At 71.5% G+C, this 19221-nt stretch carries 15 protein-coding genes and 1 pseudogene; 8 read left to right on the plus strand and 8 right to left on the minus strand.

The genetic code is table 11. The annotated features are described in order from the left end of the window. Window positions 1–243: 243 nt before the first annotated feature. Complete coding sequence (locus tag AC0666_RS30380) at window positions 244–1053, minus strand: inositol monophosphatase family protein (RefSeq protein ID WP_478708782.1); 810 nt, start codon at window positions 1051–1053, stop codon at window positions 244–246. A gap of 147 nt (window positions 1054–1200) precedes the next feature. Next, window positions 1201–2073, minus strand: coding sequence for a PhzF family phenazine biosynthesis protein (locus AC0666_RS30385; protein ID WP_468964069.1), 873 nt, complete (start codon window positions 2071–2073; stop codon window positions 1201–1203). A 273-nt stretch (window positions 2074–2346) separates the two neighbouring features. Here AC0666_RS30385 and bla point away from each other — a divergent pair, with 273 nt between their 5' ends. The 4 genes from bla to AC0666_RS30405 all read left to right on the plus strand — a co-directional run bounded on the left by bla (window position 2347) and on the right by AC0666_RS30405 (window position 6324). Next, on the plus strand, window positions 2347–3255 hold the full coding sequence (bla, locus tag AC0666_RS30390) for a class A beta-lactamase (RefSeq protein WP_478708783.1): 909 nt from the start codon (window positions 2347–2349) through the stop codon (window positions 3253–3255). A gap of 313 nt (window positions 3256–3568) precedes the next feature. Further along, the gene (locus tag AC0666_RS30395) at window positions 3569–4309 is read left to right on the plus strand and encodes a class I SAM-dependent methyltransferase (RefSeq protein WP_478708784.1); all 741 of its coding nucleotides are present in this window, start codon (window positions 3569–3571) and stop codon (window positions 4307–4309) included. A gap of 760 nt (window positions 4310–5069) precedes the next feature. Further along, on the plus strand, window positions 5070–5717 hold the full coding sequence (locus AC0666_RS30400) for a hypothetical protein (RefSeq protein ID WP_478708785.1): 648 nt from the start codon (window positions 5070–5072) through the stop codon (window positions 5715–5717). A gap of 199 nt (window positions 5718–5916) precedes the next feature. Then, a complete protein-coding gene (locus AC0666_RS30405; protein WP_468578705.1) occupies window positions 5917–6324 on the plus strand; it encodes a winged helix-turn-helix transcriptional regulator in 408 nt (135 codons plus the stop codon). 32 nt (window positions 6325–6356) lie between these two features. On the opposite strand, the gene AC0666_RS30410 is transcribed toward AC0666_RS30405, so the two are convergent. Then, window positions 6357–6809 (minus strand): hypothetical protein, encoded by a 453-nt coding sequence (locus AC0666_RS30410; protein ID WP_468964081.1) that lies wholly within the window; start codon window positions 6807–6809, stop codon window positions 6357–6359. A gap of 49 nt (window positions 6810–6858) precedes the next feature. After that, on the minus strand, window positions 6859–8397 hold the full coding sequence (locus tag AC0666_RS30415; RefSeq protein ID WP_468964082.1) for a hypothetical protein: 1539 nt from the start codon (window positions 8395–8397) through the stop codon (window positions 6859–6861). A gap of 258 nt (window positions 8398–8655) precedes the next feature. Between AC0666_RS30415 and AC0666_RS30420 the strand changes: the two genes are divergently transcribed. After that, a complete protein-coding gene (locus tag AC0666_RS30420; RefSeq protein WP_478708786.1) occupies window positions 8656–9924 on the plus strand; it encodes an MFS transporter in 1269 nt (422 codons plus the stop codon). Between the two features lie 142 nt (window positions 9925–10066). Here AC0666_RS30420 and AC0666_RS30425 read toward each other — a convergent pair whose 3' ends face one another. After that, window positions 10067–10624 (minus strand): TetR/AcrR family transcriptional regulator, encoded by a 558-nt coding sequence (locus AC0666_RS30425; RefSeq protein ID WP_478708787.1) that lies wholly within the window; start codon window positions 10622–10624, stop codon window positions 10067–10069. 210 nt (window positions 10625–10834) lie between these two features. Between AC0666_RS30425 and AC0666_RS30430 the strand changes: the two genes are divergently transcribed. Next, window positions 10835–11830, plus strand: a complete 996-nt coding sequence (locus AC0666_RS30430) for an oxidoreductase (protein WP_478708788.1) — start codon at window positions 10835–10837, stop codon at window positions 11828–11830. Between the two features lie 238 nt (window positions 11831–12068). Here AC0666_RS30430 and AC0666_RS30435 read toward each other — a convergent pair. After that, window positions 12069–12483 (minus strand): annotated as a pseudogene (locus AC0666_RS30435) (maleylpyruvate isomerase N-terminal domain-containing protein); the annotation flags it as partial. Between the two features lie 1037 nt (window positions 12484–13520). On the opposite strand from AC0666_RS30435, the gene AC0666_RS30440 reads away from it, so the two are divergent. Both AC0666_RS30440 and AC0666_RS30445 read left to right on the plus strand, forming a co-directional pair. Further along, window positions 13521–15851 carry a serine hydrolase gene (locus tag AC0666_RS30440; RefSeq protein ID WP_478708789.1) on the plus strand — a complete coding sequence of 777 codons (2331 nt, stop codon included), beginning with the start codon at window positions 13521–13523 and terminating at the stop codon, window positions 15849–15851. Between the two features lie 354 nt (window positions 15852–16205). Continuing rightward, window positions 16206–16616, plus strand: a complete 411-nt coding sequence (locus AC0666_RS30445; protein ID WP_478708790.1) for a hypothetical protein — start codon at window positions 16206–16208, stop codon at window positions 16614–16616. Between the two features lie 139 nt (window positions 16617–16755). Here the strand turns inward: AC0666_RS30445 and AC0666_RS30450 are convergent, their stop codons facing one another. Beyond that, the gene (locus AC0666_RS30450) at window positions 16756–17406 is read right to left on the minus strand and encodes an SDR family NAD(P)-dependent oxidoreductase (protein ID WP_478708791.1); all 651 of its coding nucleotides are present in this window, start codon (window positions 17404–17406) and stop codon (window positions 16756–16758) included. A gap of 1047 nt (window positions 17407–18453) precedes the next feature. Continuing rightward, complete coding sequence (locus tag AC0666_RS30455) at window positions 18454–18903, minus strand: hypothetical protein (RefSeq protein WP_478708792.1); 450 nt, start codon at window positions 18901–18903, stop codon at window positions 18454–18456. Window positions 18904–19221: the final 318 nt, after the last annotated feature.

Below are 19221 nucleotides of genomic sequence, written 5' to 3' on the forward strand. Positions count from 1 at the left end.
CGCCTCGTCGCCGTCCGGCGGCGTGGCGCGCGTCGCAGCTGCCATACCGCCATGGTTGCTCGGTCGGTTGCGCGCGGTCAGACTCCGGGCAGGGCGGTGTCCGGGACCGACCCCGGTGGCGTAGTCACCCCGGTCGGAGCCCGCGAGGCCGGCCGACGCCGCCGTCGGCGGCGCGGCGTCAGCTGACCGGCGCCATCGGACCGCCCGGAGCGGGTCTACGGGCCCCGCGTGCGGGATGACCCATCAGGCGCGGCGCCGGCCTCGGCCGGAAATCATCGAGATCAGCTGCTCGTGGGTCTCCAGGTCGGCGGCCACGACGAGCCCGCGGCCGGCTTCTCCGAGCGGGGCGCCGTCGACTCCGGTTACCACGCAGCCAGCGGCTCGACACAGAGCGATACCGGCCGCGAAATGCACGCTCTGTGACAGATCTCCGCCATCGGTGACGTACGCGGCCCGCTTGCCGGCGGCGACCCAGGCCAACGCGAGGGTCGTGGAGACCACCCGAGGCCGGAAACGTGCGATGAACTCGGGGTGGGCCAAGAGGTCAACGGCCCGGAACGCCGGCGCGCCGGGAAAGGGCGGGTCCAGGTTGACGTCCACGAGGTGGGTGGCGGGCGTGGGCACCAGCTCGGCGTCGCCGTCGTCGTGCCGCACCCAGGCGGTCGCACCGTCGGTACAGAAGACCTCGCCGCTGAACGGGTCCCCCACCGCCGCCGCACCGCCGCGCAGCGCCACGTTGACGGCCACCAGCATGTTGCCGACGGCGTAGTTCAGCGTGCCGCACAACGGGTCCACGAGCCACTGGCGTGCAGCCTCCGCAGCACCCTGCTGGCCGCCCTCCTCCCCGAGCACGGCGTCGTCGGGCCGAGCGGCGTGGATGACGCCGAGGATCGCCTTCTCGGCCTCGACGTCGGCGGTGGTGGCGAAGTCTCCGGCGCCCTTGTCGATGCGGTTGAGCCGCCGGCCGTACGAGCCGCGCACGACGTCCATCCCGGCACGCACCGCAGCCGTCGCAACCCCGGCATCGTCAAGGCCCTCATACGATGTGATCATGCCGCGCAGGATATCGATCGGCACCGGAGCTGATTCCCTCCTGCCGAGCCGGACCTGAAGAGGCGCAGCTTCGCGGTGTCGGAGCCTCTGCGCCGGCACAACCGGACCGCCACAGCACCGGAGAGCCCATCTCACCGCGCAGCCCGCTCAGGCAAGCCGGACCACGCGGATGAGCCGGGCGGTGCCACCGAGGTGGACCACCGGGCCCGTGGGCCCGGACCGTGCGCCGGCGGTGATCGTGGCGGGGCTGCCGAGGGAGTCGCCCATGTCCACGGCGATACGTGCCGTGCCCTGTCCGGCCAGGTGGGCGGCGAGGCAGGCCGTGCTGTTGGCGTTGGCTATGTCCTCGGGGACACCGATCGACGGGGCGAACATACGGGCAACGGCCCGCCCCGTCGGGTCCGGCAGGGAGTGGACGTAGCAGCCGAGGAGACCGAGCCGGTCGCAGGCGGCGCGGAGCGCGCCGACGTCGGGGGCGAGCGTGGCCACGGCGGACCGGCTGGTGAGCGGCACCAGCAGACGCGGCCGTCCCACGGAGGCGATCACGGAGCCGGGTTCCGGCGTGCGCCCGGTGACACCGAGGGCGGCGATCACGTCCTCGTACGCGCCGACCACGGGCTCCCGCAGGTCCACGGCACCCGATGCGAAGGCGGCGTTCGCCTCCGTCCCGTTCCAGGTGGCCCAGCCCTCGAAGACGCGCCCCGAAGCGTGCAGGGTCGTCCGGTACCGCTCCCTCCCGGCCCTCGCGGCAAGGTAGGCCAGCGCAGCGACTGTTCCGTGACCGCAGGCGGGCAGCTCCCTCTCGGACGTGAAGAAGCGCAAGGAGACCGGAGCACCGTCCGGCCCGCGGCCGGGCGGGGAGACGAAGACGGCGTGAGAAGTCCCGGCCAGCTCCGGCACACGGCGGCGCTGGTCGTCACCGAGCGCCGTCTCCTCCAGCACCGCGGTCGGGCTCCCGCCGCGACCGTCCCGCAGACAGGCACCCACGATCGTGACGGGCAACCCGTGTGCTGCCCTCATCGGCAGCCGATCACCACAGCAGTGAACACCACAGCGGGCAACGTAACAGGAAGGGCCGGGGACGGGGGAGGGCGCCGTCGCAGGTCCGGCCTGGGGCCGGTCGGCTCACCGGCCGCGCTCGTACGCCCGGTCGGGTCTGGCGAAGGGGCTGCGGCAGTCAACAGGACGGAACGATTCCGTGTGGAGCCGCGTCTCCATAGGGGATGAATGGGATGGGTTGCCCAGAAACGGACGGCTGGTCGCGGGCGGCCACACGAACAAGAGGAAGTGCTCATGGATGTGCTCCCCGGTCGGCGTCGGGTCCTCAGCGGGGTTGCCGCGACAGCTCTGGCTGTCGCTCTCCCCACGGGGGGAAGGGCCTTCGCGAAGGGCGCGGGGGAGGACGGGATCACCGGCCGGCTGCGTGCGCTTGAGCGGGCGCATTCGGCACGACTGGGCGTCTTCGCGGCCGACGCGGTCACCGGCAGGGCAGTGCTGTACCGCGCGGACGAGCTGTTTCCCATGTGCTCGACTTTCAAGACGATCGCCGTGGCCGCGGTGCTGAGGGACCTCGACCGCGACGGCAGGTTTCTCGCCAAGCGCATCCGGTACACGAAGACGGACGTCACGGAGTCGGGCTACGCGCCGGTCACAGGTTTGTCCGAGAACCTCGAAGCCGGTATGACCGCCGAGGACTTGTGCGCGGCGGCCATCGACCACAGCGACAACGCCGCCGCCAATCTCCTGCTGCGTGAGCTCGGCGGCCCGGACGCGGTCACCCGCTTCTGTCGGTCCCTCGGCGACCGGGTGACCCGGCTCGACCGGTGGGAGCCCGCACTGAACTCCGCCGAGCCGGGAAGGGTGACCGACACCACGAGCCCGCGGGCCATCGGCCGCACCTATGCCCGGCTCACCATCGGAGATGCTCTCAGTACGCCGGATCGGGAGCGGCTGGCCGGGTGGCTGCTGGGCAACACGACCGGCGGCAACCGGTCGCGCGCCGGCCTGCCGAAGGATTGGAGCGTGGCGGAGAAGACCGGCACCGGCGGCTACGGCACCACCAACGACGTGGGTATCGCCTGGCCGCCCGGCCGCGGACCGATCACGATGGCGGTCCTTTCCGCCCACCACGATCCCGCCGCGCCGGCCGATGAACCGCTGATCGCCGCTGCGGCCGCGCTGCTGGCGGCAGCATTGCAGTGATCTCCAGAAGCGGAGGACGCCGGGGTCCGGTCAGGTGTGTCCGTCTCCACGGAAGGCCGGGCTCCCACACCACTGCGGCGTCGGGCGTCGGCCGCATCCAGGAGCGTCTTGCGCCGTTCCTCCAACTCCCACTCCACAGCGCCTTCTTCTGCTGGTCCTGCTCGTGGACCCTTTTGGACTCACCTCGGTCATGCCCCCCGCATATTTGTACCTTCCACCAGTACGAAGTCACCTGGATGACGGAGGAGACTTCCTGCCGAGGGCCGCGGCTCGTTCTGGGAGCCGACGCCACAAATCGAGGGGAAACACCACGATGAGTGGTCAGTTGTACGACGGCATCGGCGAAGCATTCGAAGGCTTCAAGACCCTGCCCATCATTCGTTATACCGAGGTACCGGGCTTCCTCGCCCTGGTCGGCGACGTCACCGGCAAGTCCGTACTGGACGTCGGCTGTGGTACCGGCTTCTACAGCCGCGAACTCAAGCGCCGAGGCGCGTCCCGTGTCTTCGGGTTCGACATCTCCAGCGCGATGATCGACGCCGCCGAGGCCCGCGAGCAGTCCGAGCCCCTCGGCGTCGAATACGAAGTCGGTGACACGGTCGCCTTGCGAGAGTTCGATCAACCATTCGACGTCGCCGTGGCCGTACAGGCCTTCAACTACGCGAGCGACGTTGCCGAGATCGAGCAGATGATGCACAACGTCCGGCGCAGCCTCGTTCCCGGCGGCGCGTTCTTCTTGTTCGTGCAGGACCCGGGCTTCGACTTCGACGGGCCGTCGCTGGCCAAGTACGGGTTCCTGTGCGAGGCAACCGGCAAGGACAACGAGATCGGCCGGGGGATCCGGCTCACGGCCCTGCTGGATCCGCCGGTCTCGTTCGAGGCGACCACGCCGTCGAAGGAGACGTACGAGCACACGCTGACGGCTGCCGGATTCACCGGGATCGAGTGGGTTCCGCTGGACGTCTCGGAAGCCGGGGTGGAGGAGTTCGGTGAGGACTTCTGGACGGACTACGCCGCGAACCGGCCGCTGACCATGATCCGCTGCACCGCCTGACCGAGGATCTCGCGGGCCAACCCGGCCCTATCGGCTGGGTTGGCTCGTCGGTGATTCGCAGCCGCGGAGCGGCTGCGTTCACGGCGAAGGCGAGCCGACGGCCCGCGACGGCGGCCGCGCAGCGCGCACTCACGGATGCGTGGATCCGGGCCGGGGGCACGGCCGAGGACGCGTGGCCGAACCCGTCGCGTCCCGCCGCCGCCGGACATGGCGAGGGCACTGCCGCCCCGAGCCCGCGGCCGGGGCCGGTTGTGCAGGACCGCCACCATCCCCGAGCACGCAGCGCCCGGCCCCACGCGGCTGCCGGACGGCGCGCGGCGCGTACAGGTCCCGGCGGGTGTTCAGCGGGGGTGGCGGTGCCGGCCGTGCTTGTGCGGTTCGCCGGTCGTCAGCAGCACGAGGGCCAGCCCGAGAGGCAGCAGGAACAGCAGCAAGAGAGTCATGCAACCGCTCGTGCCCATCTTCAGGCCCGTGACACCGGGCGCACGCGTCCTGCGTTCCCGTGAGTGGCGGGGGAGAAGCCATGCCGGGCTTGGAGGCCGGTAGGACAAGTGCCAGAACCGGCCAACCGGGGCTCCTGGCCGGATTGTCACACCGAGGCGTTACAGTGTGCGCCGCGGCTGAGGCGGCTGACCACCGTACTCCTCGGGCAGGGCCCGCCGCAGCGTCCTCTTGACATGTCGTCAGGGGCGTGCGGGGGTCGGCCGCCCGGCTGTTGCGGCGGGTCCCCGTTCGGAATCGAGAAACAGCCAGGAGACCCATGAGAAAGAGAGCGCGGAGAGCGAGCATTCTCGCCGCCGCCACCGCCGTCGCAGCCACAGGCATGTTCATGGCCGCACCGACCGCCAGCGCGGGCACGTCCGAGATCGTGAACCCCGGCTTCGAGAACGGCAACCTGTCCTGGAACGAGAAGGTGACCCCGTTCGCAGGGCACCCCATCAACAACGCCTCCGCGTGGCCGGCCCACTCGGGCACCGGAAAGGCGGAGCTGGGCGGTCAGGGCCTGACCGGCGTCAGCCGCATCTCGCAGCAGGTCACGGTCCCGGCGTACCGGGTCCCGGTGCTGTCGTTCTGGGTGCGCAGCGACGTGGTCAGCGGCGGGGCGAGCGGCTTCGGTTTCCGCCAGCTGATCGTGGAGGCCACGGCGGAGGACGGCACGCCCTACGAGCTGCACGACCGCATGAACAAGGCGGGCACCAGCGGTTCTTACGAGAAGGTGACGGTCACGCTGCCCGACGCCTTCTACGGTTCGTCTCCGCAGAAGGTGAACATCAGCTTCATGGCGATCGAGGACTCGGCGAACCGGATGCCGTTCCTGATCGACGACGTGAGCATGGAGTACCGCTTCAAGGCGATCGACCGTCCGGTGGTCATTCCCGGCGGGATCTTCCGGCCCATCGGGGGCTGATCCCCCGGCCGGGCAGCGCGGCGCGGCCCGCGTGCCACCACGGTGGCCGTGCCGCGCTGCCGCCGGGTTCGGCGCAGGACGGGCGTCGATCCCTCGCCGGAGTGAAATGGCAGCCGGTGCCCCGGTTACGGCGGCGCCGTCGGGACAGGGGCCGCGAGGAGGTTGGTGACCGACCGGATACCGGCCTACCGTGTGGATCATGAGCGAGCCGTTGCATCCAGAGATGTTCGACCCCGTCTGCCCGTCTCCGCTGGTGCCGTTCCGGATCGGCGACAAGTGGGCCACGCTGGTCCTCCGCTGCCTGGAGGGCGGCCCGCGCCGCTTCTCGGAGTTGAAGGTCCCGCTGCGCGGCATCACCTCCAAGTCGCTGACCCAGTCGCTGCGCGGGCTGGAGCGCGACGGCTTCGTCGTCCGCACCGAGCACGAGACACCCGAGCGCCGCGTCGAGTACGCGCTCACCGCGCTCGGCCGCGGGCTGCTGGGCCCCCTCGACGCGGCGTGCGCGTGGACGCGTGAGCACTGGGACGAGCTCATCGACGCCCAGGAGGCGGGCCTGTCGACCCCCGCGGCTCAGCACCCGGCACGGGAGCAGAGCACCAGGCGGTAGCAGTCCCGGTCCCCGACGGTGAGCGCCCCGTCCTACGGCTTGATGAGCGTCATGGCGGCGGTGTAGGCGAGCAGTGCGCACGGTACGGAGATCAGGCACGCCAGGACAGTGGCGATCGTCGCCGGTGTCCGGTACGCGCGGGGATCGGCGAAGTTTGCGCAGAGCAGCAGGGGCGCCGACGGCAGGTACATCCAGGTTCCTTCGAGGACGCCCATGACCGACCACCCCAGTACCAGGACGGCGGCGACCACACAGGACGTCATGAACCAGGCACGGTTCCCACGGAGGATGAGCGGCACGCCGAGCAGGAGCGCGGGGACCACGAGCAGGAAGACGGGGCCGCCATCGACGGCGACCGCGAGGGCGCAGGGCAGCGGGAGGGCCAGAGCCGTCAGCCCGATCCTCGTCTGCCACGGGTGAGCGGCACCGCCCCCCGACCGGCCGGCTCGCCCTGCACCCGATGCGGTGTCCGCGGCGACTGTCATGCGTTCCTCGATCCTCGGCGATTTGAACGCGTTCAGCCTATCGCATCCCTCATGTGGGTGCCCCAGTTGTCGGAGCGGGCATGGGCTCCTGGCGCGCCCAGGGTGCCAGGTACGCGCGGTAACCGGGCCGGCCCGGCACGTCGGGCAGCCGGTGAGGGCGCCAGTCGTGAGCCCAAGGCGGCGGTTGAAGGCCACCCGACACCAGCACTGCCGTCGGTCGGGTCCGCGCCAGGGAGATGAGCCCGCGGGCGGTGATGCTGCCGTCGTGGCCCCCGTACACCTGCCGGGCGGCGCATCCGGTGGCGAACGCGGCACGGACCGCCTCCGTGCCGCTGAGGACGCAGGGCGGGCGCACACCCAGGCGGCGGAGTTCGCCGGCGACTGCCGTGAATGCCGCCCGGTCGGCGCGGCTGCGGGCCGCTGCGCCACCGGCGATCGCGAACTGCAGAGCCAGATGGGCGACCAGGGCGGCACAGAGCGCGCTCAGGGCCAGCGGGCGGGTGCGGCACGCGGTGATCAGCCGTGCCAGGCACAGTGCGACCGGAAGGGCGAGCAGTGCGTATGCGGGCAGCAGAAAACGCGGGGCCGCATATCCGATCATCAAGAGGTAAGGCACGGCAAGGAACAGCGCGACCGCAGTGGGCACGGCGACCTGCTTCAGCCTCCCGCTGCGAAATGCGGCGAAGAGGCCGCCCGCGGTCAGCGGTGGCACGGCGAACCACCACAGGGCCGTGACAGGCCGGGACCACGGCACATCGCACGGGCGGCACAGGGTCCGCCCGTCGAGCGAGCGCATCTGGTCGGCGAACGCCGGGTTCCAGCCCAGACCGCCTTGGATCTCACTGGCCCTTCGCAGCCTGGGCAGGACGCCGCCGTAGCGGAGGTGGGCCTCGACGGCCCATTCCGCGCAGCCCGCGACGAGGCCGACGACCAGCACCGCCGTAAGGGCGGCCCGTCGCCAGGGGGGAACGGCCAGGGCGACGCAGAGCAGAGGCAGGACCAGCCAGACCGCGTCACCTGGCCGCATGAGTGCGGTGAATGCCACCCCCGAGGCGACGCCGGCCAGGGCAAGGCGGTCCGCGGGATGGCGGGCGGCCCTCAGGAAGCACCCGACGGTGAAAAGCGCCCCGAAGGCCACCCAGAGATTGGGCATGGCCTGGGGGCCGTAGAACACGGTCGTCCACAGCCCCGCGAACAGGGCGCCCGCCAGAGCCGGCACGGGGGTGGGAAGCAGCCGCCTCCACACCCACAGCGAGAGCAGTAGTCCCGCGGCCGACAGAACTGCCAGGTAGACCCGCAGCGCCAGTACGGAGGAGGTGATCGCAACGACCGGGGCCACCAAGTAGGTGATTCCGCGGGCGCGGGGAGCGCTGAAGAACGCGGCCGGGGAGGCGGGGGACACCTGGCTGACGTACACCGTCTCATCCCACCCCAGGCCGGTGCCCGGTACGGCGAGGAGGAGCTGGACGACGGCGTACCCGGCGGCGACGGACCCCAGCCGGACCAGGTCGCCCGAGCGGCCGCGGACCGTGATGGTGCCGGCCCGGGCGCTCGGCGGACTGGGCACCGCTACTGCCTTCTGGGGCATCGACGTACCTCCGAGACGTCCGAGGCGAAGGGCGTGGGGGCAGCACCACCCTGCCCGGCCCGGGACGACCACGCCATTCCGGGCGGCAGCCGGCCGAGATGCGGCAGGCCGATGCCTCCACGACACAACCGTTGGTCGTGGTCGCTTCCCTCTGGTCGTCTGGTCCGCAGGCTGGTCATTTGGTCCCCAGGCCTGTTGCCCGCTTTGATGCTTCCGGTCGCGGATGAGCGTGCGGGTGAGTGGCGGGGGGTGTCGGGCATGAGGAGCGGGCGACGGCGGGGACATCTGCTCGGACACCGTCTGGGCCGGCGGTTCGGGTGGCTCTGGGGCGCGTACGGGACCAGCGCGCTCGGCACGTGGCTCGCCTTCGGCGCCTTCCCGCTGATCGCCGTCCAGGTGCTGCACGCCGGGCCGGCCGAAGTCGCCGCGCTGTCCTCCGCGGGGGCTGCGGTGGGCGCGGCCGTGGCGGTGCCGCTCGGCCGCTGGGTGGAGTTCCGCCGCAAGCGGCCGGTGCTGATCGCGGTGGACCTGGTGCGGTTCGCGGCGCTGCTGACGATCCCCACCGCCTTCGCCCTCGGCGTGCTCGGCTTCCTTCAGCTCCTGCTGGTCTCGGTCGTCGTCGCTGCGGCCGACATCACCTTCCGCGCCGCCTCCGGCGCGTACCTGAAGACGCTGCTGCCGGCCGAGGACCTGCTCGTCGCCAACGCCCGGTTCGAGTCCACGACCTGGACGACCACGATCATCGGACCGCCGCTGGGCGGCGCGGCGATCGGGCTCCTCGGCCCGGTGGCGACGGTGGCGGCCGATGCGGTCAGCTACCTGCTCTCGGCCCTGGGCATCCGCGCGACGGGCGGCCACGAGCCGCGGCCCGAGCGCCCGGACGCCGCGCGCATGCGGGCCGGGGACCTGCTCGACGGTTGGCGGTACATCCTCGCCGATGCGACGCTGCGTCCGCTGTTCTTCAACACCGCCTGCTTCAACGGCCTGCTGATGGCCGCCGAGCCGCTGCTGGTCGTCCTGATGCTCGGCCGACTCGGGTTCACGCCATGGCAGTACGGCCTCGCCTTCGCCGTGCCCTCCATCGGCGGCCTGCTCGGTTCACGGCTGGCCCGACCGCTTGCCACCCGATTCGGGCAGCACCGGGTCCTGGTCGCGGCCGGGACGCTGCGCGCGCTCTGGCCCATCGGGCTGGCCCTCCCGGGGCCGGGTACCGGGGGACTGCTGCTGGTGATGGGCGTCGAGTTCGGGATCATCTTCTGCTGCGCGGTCTTCAACCCCGTCTACGCCACCTACCGCCTTGAGCGCACCGCGTCCGACCGGGTGACCCGCACGCTGTCCGCCTGGGCGGTGACGACCAGGGCCTCGACCGCGCTCCTGACGGCCGTCTGGGGCGTGCTGGGCGTCCTGCTCGGCCCGCGTACGGCCATCGGCCTGGCCGGCGTACTGCTCCTGGCGACGCCCCTGCTGCTGCCGCGCCGCGCGGCAGCGCCGCTGCGCGAGCCGGAAACGACACGGAGCCGCGCCTGACGGACCGGGAAGCCGGCCGATGCGGACGGGGCGGACCAGCGCGGGTGAGGGGAACCGCGGCTCCGAATGCCGGTGCGCTCCCCGGTCGCGCTGCTGCGCCCGCACTCGCCGCCGAGCTCCTCGCCCCGGCGCTCGGGTTCGGTCATGTAGCCGGCAGCGCGCGGGCGTGCGCGGCGGCCAGGGCAACGGCCACTGCCCGATCGGCAGTCGTCTCGTCGACCGGTTCGTCGGTGAACACGAGCCGGAAGTAGATCGGCGCAACGAGGGCCTTGAGGAGTTCGTCGGGGTCGGTTTCCGTGGGCAGTTCGCCGCGCTCGACGGCTCGGGTCACCACGGGTTCCGCCCGTCGGAAGCGGTCCTCGAAGAGTGCGCGCTTGATCTCGGCGAGCTGCGGCAGGCGTCCGGCGTCCGAGAGGACGGTGGCCAGCAGGGCGTGGCCCGCGCGTGAGGTCATCGTGGCGACGAGCGAGCGGGCCAGTGCGCGCAGGTCGCTTTCCACTGCCCCGGTGTCGGGGATCGTGATGGCGGTGGCGAAGTGGCGGGTCAGCGCGTCCGCGATCAGGCCGTCGGAGGTCTTCCAGTTCCGGTAGATCGTCGTCTTGTGCACGCCGGCCCGTAGGGCGACGCCCTCGACGGTCAGTGCGGCGTACCCGGTCTCCGTGAGCTCGGTGACGGTCGCCTCCAACACGGCGGCACGCATCTTGTTGCCCCGCCCGACAGCGGGTCCACGCCCTGAGGGCGACCGGGAGGACTCCATTGCAACTCCTGGTTGCGTTAGTGGCGGACTTGCGACAGCATCAGCATATTGCAACTCGAAGTTGCAATGCGCCTGCGCTCTCCTGCGCTCTCCTGCGTCCTAGTGAGCCTGTTGCGCCCCCATGCCCCTGACCCACCCACGGATCGAGGTCCCATGACCCCTCACCTCCGGGCATCCGCCCGAGCCTCCCTGCGCGAACGCTGGACGCCGGACTCCATCCCCGGTCAATCCGGGCGCCGGGCCGTGGTCACCGGCGCCAACAGCGGCATCGGGTACGTCACCGCTCGCGAACTCGCCCGCCGCGGCGCCCATGTCGTACTCGCCTGCCGCAGCCGCGAGCGCGGGCAGGACGCGCTGGAGCGGCTGCGGACCGAAGTCCCCAACGCCCGCGCCGAACTGCGCCTGCTCGACCTCGCCGACCTGGAGTCCGTCCGTCGGTTCGCCGAGGACTGGAGTCACGACCGGCTCGATCTCCTGGTCAACAACGCCGGTATCGCCATGGTGCCGTTCTCTCGGACCGCCGACGGCTTCGAGTCCCAGTTCGGCGTCAACCACCTCGGCACGTTCGCGCTCACCGGCCTCCTCATGCCGCACCTGCTGACCGCCCCGGACCCGCGCGTGGTCACGGTCAGCAGCGAGGGCCAGCGATTCGCCCGGTTCGACATGACCAACCTCCACGCCGAGCGCAGCTACCGCGCGATGTTCGCCTACCTGCAGTCGAAGCGGGCCAACCTGTACTTCGCCACGGAACTGCAAAGAAGGGCCGACAATGCCGGGCTGAGGCTGCGCAGCATGGCCGTCGCCCCCGGACTCACGCGCTCCAACGTACTCACCGGCGGCGCCAACAGCACCCGGGGCCGCGCCTACGCGACCCTCATGCGGTTGCTCTTGCGCAGCGCCTTCCGCCCCACACCGGAGGGCGCCAAGACCTCCCTGTACGCCGCGACCGTCCCCGATCTGCCCGGAGGGAGCTACGTCGTACCCGACGGGCCCTTCCAGCTCCGCGGCGAACCCGTCCTCCGCAGCCGGGAGCGCGCCATCCAGGACCCCACCACGGCACACCGGTTGTGGAGCCTCTCGGAGCAGCTCACCGGCGTGCTCTACCCCCTTCCCGCGAAACCGGTCACAGGTATCGCGCGCTGTCGGTGACGGAGGCGGCCGCCGACCGGCGGGCCCACCCTTCTCGGCTTCTCGGCCCGTCGTGGCCGGGCTTCACCAGGCGGCCTTCGACGCCGGCGGCTGCAGCCTTCTCGTACCGACGTGGCCGCACCGCCCCGGCTCCACCGTGCGCGGCCCGACAGCTCGGGGGAGGGGCCCGGCGGGTGGACCTGCGCATGTGGGCCGCTTCCGCCCCGAGTCCTTCGCCAGCTGAACGAGGGACGGGCCATGCCCCGTAGTCGACGGCAGCGGGCTTGTGCGGCCAGGCGGCCGTCGTCGCGCAGCAGGTGAACAGGAACTCGTCGACACCGCTCGTCTGCGGCGACTGGGACGAACCCCACCACGTCCAGCAACCGCGATCCGGGCCGGCCTCCCGCAGTGCGTCCAGCAGCTGCTGCGTCGATGCGGCCAACCAGGCCGGCAGGGCCGCGCTCCCAGGGCGCAGCCGGGACGCCCTCCGGCGCGGCCTTGGCCGAAGCGGGCCCCGCGGCGACGGTGGCGGCCCAGGACCGGCGCCCCTCGCCAAGGTGCTGTACCCGATCGAACAGCGTCCACTCGGGGCAGGAGGGCACCTGCATGTCGAGGCTGGGCGCGTAGGCGACCGCGGGCCGGAAGGCGGTCGATCGCTCGTCGATCAGCCGCAGCCGATTCTTGCAGGCAGCGCATCGCGTCTGGGCCCGGCTGCCCCGGGAGCGGTATCGCCGGGGCCGGGCGGGGCTGCGCCGCAGTGGCGTCTTTTCTGCAGCGGGGCCCTGGGCCCTCTCGAAGATCCCTGGAGATTCCTGCGGCGAGGTCGAACTGGTCGAGCACGACACAGTGGTGGACTCCGGCCTCGCCCAGAGCCTGCCGTCAAGCGCGCCGGTCGCCTGGCGGTTCACCTCTTCTTGCGAGGACGACCACGTGCCCACCGGGCGGGAAGCCGTGCCGCACAGGGCCGCCCGCCCGCGACGGTGGCGGCCGGCTTGACGGGTGACGTGTGACGTAAAGACAGGGCGGCTGGAGGACACCGCCTCATCGGCCTCGTCATCGCCGCGGCGCGGGAACGGAACTCGTCCGGCATGTGGTGCCGAACCATCCCAAGATCGAGCAGGTGGAACGAGCTGTGCGCTGCGTGCGTCTAGCAGTCCGGCGAAGCTCCGTAGGGCATCGCCGCACGGTATCTGCACAGTGTGAGCGGCAAGGCGGGGCTGGGATGAAGGCGATGACGGTGGCGGGCGGTTCTTCGGACGACCCGGAGCTGGAGATACCCACCACCACAGGGGCGGGCCCCGACGACACACCCAGGGAAGAGGACACTGAGGACGTCACAGAGGCCGATGCCGATGCCGATGGGGCGCTCCTCACCCGCGGTGCTGATGCACCAGGCGATGAGCCCGAAGACAGGGCCGAGGCCGGCGAGCCCGAGCCTGCGCGCGATACCGCCCGGCAGGAGACAGAGGCCGGGGCCGACCGCACCGGCGCGGTCTCGACGCCCGAACCCCAGCCTGACGCAGGAGGCACCGAAGCCGCGAGCAGCGGGGCGAAGGCTGGGTCCTCGGCCGGCAGCCGCACCAACGCCGCAACCGAAACCGGGGAGACGACCGGCGGCACGCAGTCCGCGCGCCGTACTGCCACGCCCGCCGACACCCCCAAGGCCAAGGCCGAAATCACATCCGGGGGAACGACCGACCGTTCCCCAGCCGTGGCGCGGCCGACGGCGGACAACGCGGCTGAACCTCCTTCCGCCGCCGAGGCCGAGCCCGAGGCTGGTGCCGCGGCCGCGGCCGCGGCCGCGGCCGCGGCGGACAAGGACACCGAAGCCGAGGCCGGGCAGGGGGCCGACGACACGCAGGTTCTCGCCGTGCCCGTACGTACCGCCGCCAAGCCCAACAGCGACAGCGGGGCCGATGACGCGGGAGCCGCGTCCCCCGAGCCCAAGGCCTCCGCACCGGGCAAGAAGCCCAAGAGCGGGAATCGACCCACCCCTGAGACCGAAGCCGACGCGCAGGCCGACGGCAAGCTGACGCTCACCAAGCCCACATCCCACATCGGGGGGGCCGGTTCCAAGCCGGCCTCGGACGCCGAGGCTCCCGCACCCGACGCCGCCGCGGCGAGCAGCGAACCCGAGTGCGACTCCCGGCCCACCGAGCCCGAGCCGGACGAGGCGCCCGCGCACCGCACCGGGACCACGGCCGAGGCCGACGAGAAGGCCGACCGCACGCTGACGCTCAGCAAGCCGGCACGCGACACCGCCAAGGCCGGAACCAAGCCCGCGACGCGCGCGGAAGCGCCGGATGACGGGACCAAGGCCGGGGCAGCTCCAGCACCCACAGCCGACGCCGCGACGGAGACGTCCGGGGACGGCAGCAAGGCGCGTCGCGATGCGAACAAGGAAGCTCGGCCCTCGGTCGGAGCAGAGAGCGCTGAAGAGCCGGGCGACCGTTCCGACGCCCCTGGTGACCAGCGCGACACCGACACCGACACGAGCACCGACACCGGCACAAGCCCCGCCCCCAGCACCAAGGGCAAGCCCACGCCCAAGCCCACGCCCACGCCCAAGCCCACGGCCGAGGGTGAGGCACGGAAGGTGCCCGCTTGGGCTCAGGATCAGGACCACGACCCTGAGCGGACGAGCCAGTTCGTCGCCCTCAAGCCGCTCGACGTGCCGGCGCCCACCGCTCCGCGGCCCCAGCCGCAACCCCAGGCCCCCGCGCCCGCGACGCCCAAGCCACCGCTGGACCTACTGGCCGAGCTCACCACCACCCCCGCCCCGCCGGAGACCCCCCGCCGGACCGCGCTGCGCCGCGTCAAGGTGTGGACGCCGATCCTGTTGCTCCTCGCCGGGGCCTACGCCGGCGCCCAGTTGCTGCGTCCGCTCCCCACCCCCCAGGTCGTCGCCACCGAGACCGGTGACACCGTCGACGGGCAGTTCTCCATCCCCTGGCCCGCCAAGGGCCAGGGAGCCGTCCGCGTCCCCGGCTCCGGCGACGTCGGAACGTTCGGCGAGCAGAAGCCCGTCCCCACGGCCAGCGTGGCCAAGGTGATGACGGCCTACGTGATCCTCAAGGGCCACCCCCTGCGCAAGAACGATCCCGGTCCCGACATCACCATCGACGCGAAGGCCGTGGCCGACGGCAACGCCGAGAACGAGTCCCGGATCCAGGGGCTCACGGCCGGGACGAAGTTCAGCCAGCAGGACATGCTCAAGATGCTGATGATCCCGTCGGGCAACAACGCGGCCCGACTGCTGGCCCGCTGGGACACCGGCAGTGACTCCGAGGCCGCGTTCGTGGAGAAGATGAACGCCGCCGCCAGGGACCTCGGGATGAACGACACCACGTACACGGACCCCAGCGGCCTGGACGCCGGCACCGTCAGCACCGCCACCGACCAGTTGAAGCTGGCCGAGGCGGTGATGAAGGACGAGGTCTTCCGCGCGATCGTCGCCATGCCCAGCGCACCCATCAAGGGGCTGGCACAGCCGCTCATCAACAACAACGAGTTGCTCGGCGTGCAGGGCCTGAGCGTACGCGGCATCAAGACCGGCTCCAGCACACCGGCCGGTGGAGCACTGATGTGGGCGGCGTACAAGTCGGTCGGCGACGAGACCCCGCTGATCCTCGGCACGTTGATGGAGCAGCGCGTGGAGGGCCCGGACCCGAACGCGACCAAGAGCCTGGCCCTGGTGCAGACGAACAGCAAGAAGATCATCGAAGCGGTGCGGACGGCCCTGGCGTCCATCCCGCTCGTCCGCAAGGGCGACACGGTGGGTTACGTGGACGACGGCCTCGGCGGCCGCACCCCGCTCGTGGCCACCAAGGATCTGAACGTGATCGGCGTTCCGGGCCAGCAGTTCAAGCTCACCGTCGCCGCGGCCGCCGGCGCCTCGCCACTGCCGCACAAGGCGAAAGCCGGCACGGAGGTCGCCACCCTGAAGGCCGGCGACGGTGAAGGAGCCAAGAGCGTGCCGGTGGCCGTCAAGAACGCCCTCCCGGAGCCCTCCTTCGTCAGCAGGCTCACCCACCTCGGCTGAGCGGGGCCCGCGCCGGTTCGGCTACAAGGCCGAGCCGGCGGGCCGCCGGCCCTGAGCCGCGTCCTGACCGTTGGGTGGCCGTCCGCCAGGGGGTGCCCCTATGCCTTTGATCAAGGTGATCGGAGGTCGCGGAGAGTACGTCGGCCCGTCGTCTTGGAGGCACGGCAGGGCGTCTTGCTCCTGCGGCGCGCTACCGCATCTCGGACGGTGACCCGATCCTCGTTGAAGAAAGCAGCATTGGACCTCAGATGGACCGAAGCAGGGCCATCTGCCCGCCGACGGCACGCACACAGAGACCATGGTCCGAAGATCGAGCCCGGCTGATCCCAGTCGGCCCACCCGTGGAGATTCTCAGTGACAGCAGAAGAGCCGGACATTGTGGTTGCCTGGGCCGACGGTGACACCACGGTCCGGTGGAGCGGCTCCGCGGGGGACGTCGAGAAGCGGTACGGGCTTCCGCCGCGGGCTGTCATGGCGTGGCGGGAGTACGGTGAATCGCTGGTGCTGGTGGTGGAACCGATCAACGGTGCACCCTTCACCGCTTCGGACAACGCGGTGGTCTACGGGGCCGACGGCTCGGAGTGGTTCCGGCTGCGCCCGCCGCGCGACCTGCTGAGGAACCCGGACGATGTGCACGGCTTCTACGACGCCTTCCCCCAGGACGGGCGGCCACTCATGATCACGGTCACGCGCAACGCGGGCGATTTCCACGGTCGCATCGACCTGAAGACCGGGGAGATCGTGAACACCAACGTCTGGCGCTGAGTCGGCGGAAGAGTGTCGCGGGCGTCCCGGCCGTCCACCGTTCGATGATGGTGAGGCTGTCAGGGTTGCGGGTCTCCCGCTGGTGCGAGGAGCCGTAGAGGGCAGCAGTACCTGCACCGTGCCGTTGGGCCGTGGTGCGCTACCACGGGACGCTCTCGCCCAGGCGGTCCAAAAACTGCAGGCCGGGGGCGCCGGTCTGCGCTTCGAGGACGTCGACGACGGCGGGAATGCTTTCCTGCGGCGAGAGCGGCGCGTCAGGCCCGCCGAGCTGGGTCTGGTTGTGACCGGGATCGATGAGCAGCTTGGTCCGGCCGTCGTCGGCGTGGCGGGTGGCGTAGCTGCGCATCAGCTGGTTGAGCGCGGCCTTGCTGGCCTTGCTGGCCTTGCTGGCCTTGTAGAGGTCGTAGCCGTCCTCGGTGTTGCGCGAGATGCTGCCCTGCTCCGAGGACATGACCGCGACGGTTCCGGAGGGCGCGACGAGTCCGCGGAGGGCTTCCAGGACGCGCAGCGGGCTCAATGCGTTCGTGATCATCACCTCGGTGAACATGTCGGTGGCCAGGCGTCGGCGCAAAGCGGCCAGTTGTTCTGGGCTTGTCATGTCCAGCGTTTCGGTCTCCAGCCGTCCGTTCCAGGCGTCGGCGCGGGCCTGCAGCGAGCCGCTTTCCTGGCGCGTGGTGGCGATGACGTGCCAACCGCGTCGAGCAAGTTCGTCGGCGAGGACGAGCCCTAACCCACGCGAGGCTCCGATAACGAGGGCCTGGCGGTCGGGGCGGTGGGGCGTGGTGAGCACGAGCACTCCTTCACATGAGGGGGAGGGCGTCGGCACGCTGCCCCTCCACAACACGGACGCCGCAGCGCCGGCCGGCAACTCGGGCGCGGCAACGGCGTCCTCCCACCCCAAGTGGTCGGGCGGCGGGCCGTCGCTGGTAGTCGATGCCGCTGCCTGCGGGAGCCACGTGTCGTGTGCGATCTCCACGTACTCCACGTCCGGGATATGAGGAACCGGCGGCGGTGTGCGTTCAGCGGGCGGGGCTGCCGGGGCGCCGAGCCGAACGGCGAGCAAGCGCCCGGGTGGTAGCCCTGAGGTCCTCGCTGCCACCGGGTGCGCGCCACGAGGAAGTGGTGGGGTGGTGCCGGGAACCCATGGGCGTGAGCGCGACGCAAAGCCCCCGGCGGTTGCCGGGGGCTTGGGCGGATCGGGCGGCGTATATCGGCCGCCGCCCGGCGCCGGGGGCGCCAGCCGGAGAGTGTGGGGCATCGTTTCCGCCGAAGACGTGGGGGAGCCGCAAGCTGCCGGGTGGCCGAACGAAGCGGAGCATCAGCGTCTTCCGTCCAGGGCCGGTCCGTTCCCCCTGGCCGAGGTCAGCGCCTGCCCCGAAGTCGCCGGAGCATTCCGCGGGCCTGCTCCCGCTTGCGCGGGTCGGAAGCCGCACGCTGGACCGAAGCGATCGCCCGCTGCCCCTGCGGGCTGCGGCTGAATTGCTTGAGCTTTGCGATGAGTCCGGACATGTACCCTCCCGGTTCCGAGCGTCGTGACGCTACGGCATGTGCCCCGGCACTGTCTGTCGAAACTGGTGCGGATGGCCGCCGCCACGGGGCACGAGGCTGGCCGGCGGCCACGAAATGGGGATGACAACGTCGCTGACGTCGGCCGCCATGGGGGGGCAGCCGGTCCGGCGACACCCGCTTGCGTAGCCCACCCCATGTCGGTCTGCCTCCCAGAGCCCCGACCCCCACGGCCCACGCTCCGACTCACCAGCACGTGGACGTCATCGTCGGGACGCTGACGCCGACCGCCCAGCACATCGGCATGCGGCGTCGGCGCGCAGCGGAGCGCTCACCCGGAGAGCTCGGCCCGCCACGTCCGGGGCCAGGCCCCCGGCGGCGGCGCCCCGTCTATGCCGAGGTCGCGCCGTGCGCTCTCGTAGAAGGCATCGCGAGCCGCACTCGCCAGCCGGTGGGCCTTGGTCCACAACTCGGCGTCGGCCGGCCCCTCCCGTACGAGGAGTTCGACGGTCCAGGTCGTCTCGTGCCAGTGCCGCGCCGCCGCGATCGTCGCCGCATCATCGACGAGCAGGACGGACTCCCACTCCGTCGCGCGGCGGGACTCCGCGTCGGCGAGCAGCGGCAGGCCGTCTACCGGCTGCAGCGGATCGGCCACATCGGCGTATCCGAGCGCGGCGCCTATGCGTTGGGCTACGCGCAGCTGCGCCTTGAGAGTGTTGGCGTAGCGGCCGTACGTCTCGAAGCGCTTTTCGTCCCACCGCTCCTCCCGCTGCGCTTCCACCGCCGACGCTCGGTGGAACTCTGCACGGCGTACGAACCGAGCGAGCCGACCACCACACCCAGCAGTGGCCCCAGTTGATCCCAGATCGCCATAGTGCCCTTCCCCCTGCGTCGTGTCCCCGCATCATCTTGCGCGAACAGTCTCCTGTACGCCGCGTGCGCGGCTATCGCGGCCGCGGTGCGCCCGCGGGGCGTGCGCCTGCGGGCCTGGGAGCGGTCATCCTTACGCCGAGGAAGGTGAGGACGGCGGCTACCCCATGCAGGCCTCGGCGGCCACGGCCGAGCCGGCACCAGTACGGTCACCCCCGAGGCTGGCGCC

The organism is Streptomyces sp. NPDC043680 (genome assembly GCF_056436685.1).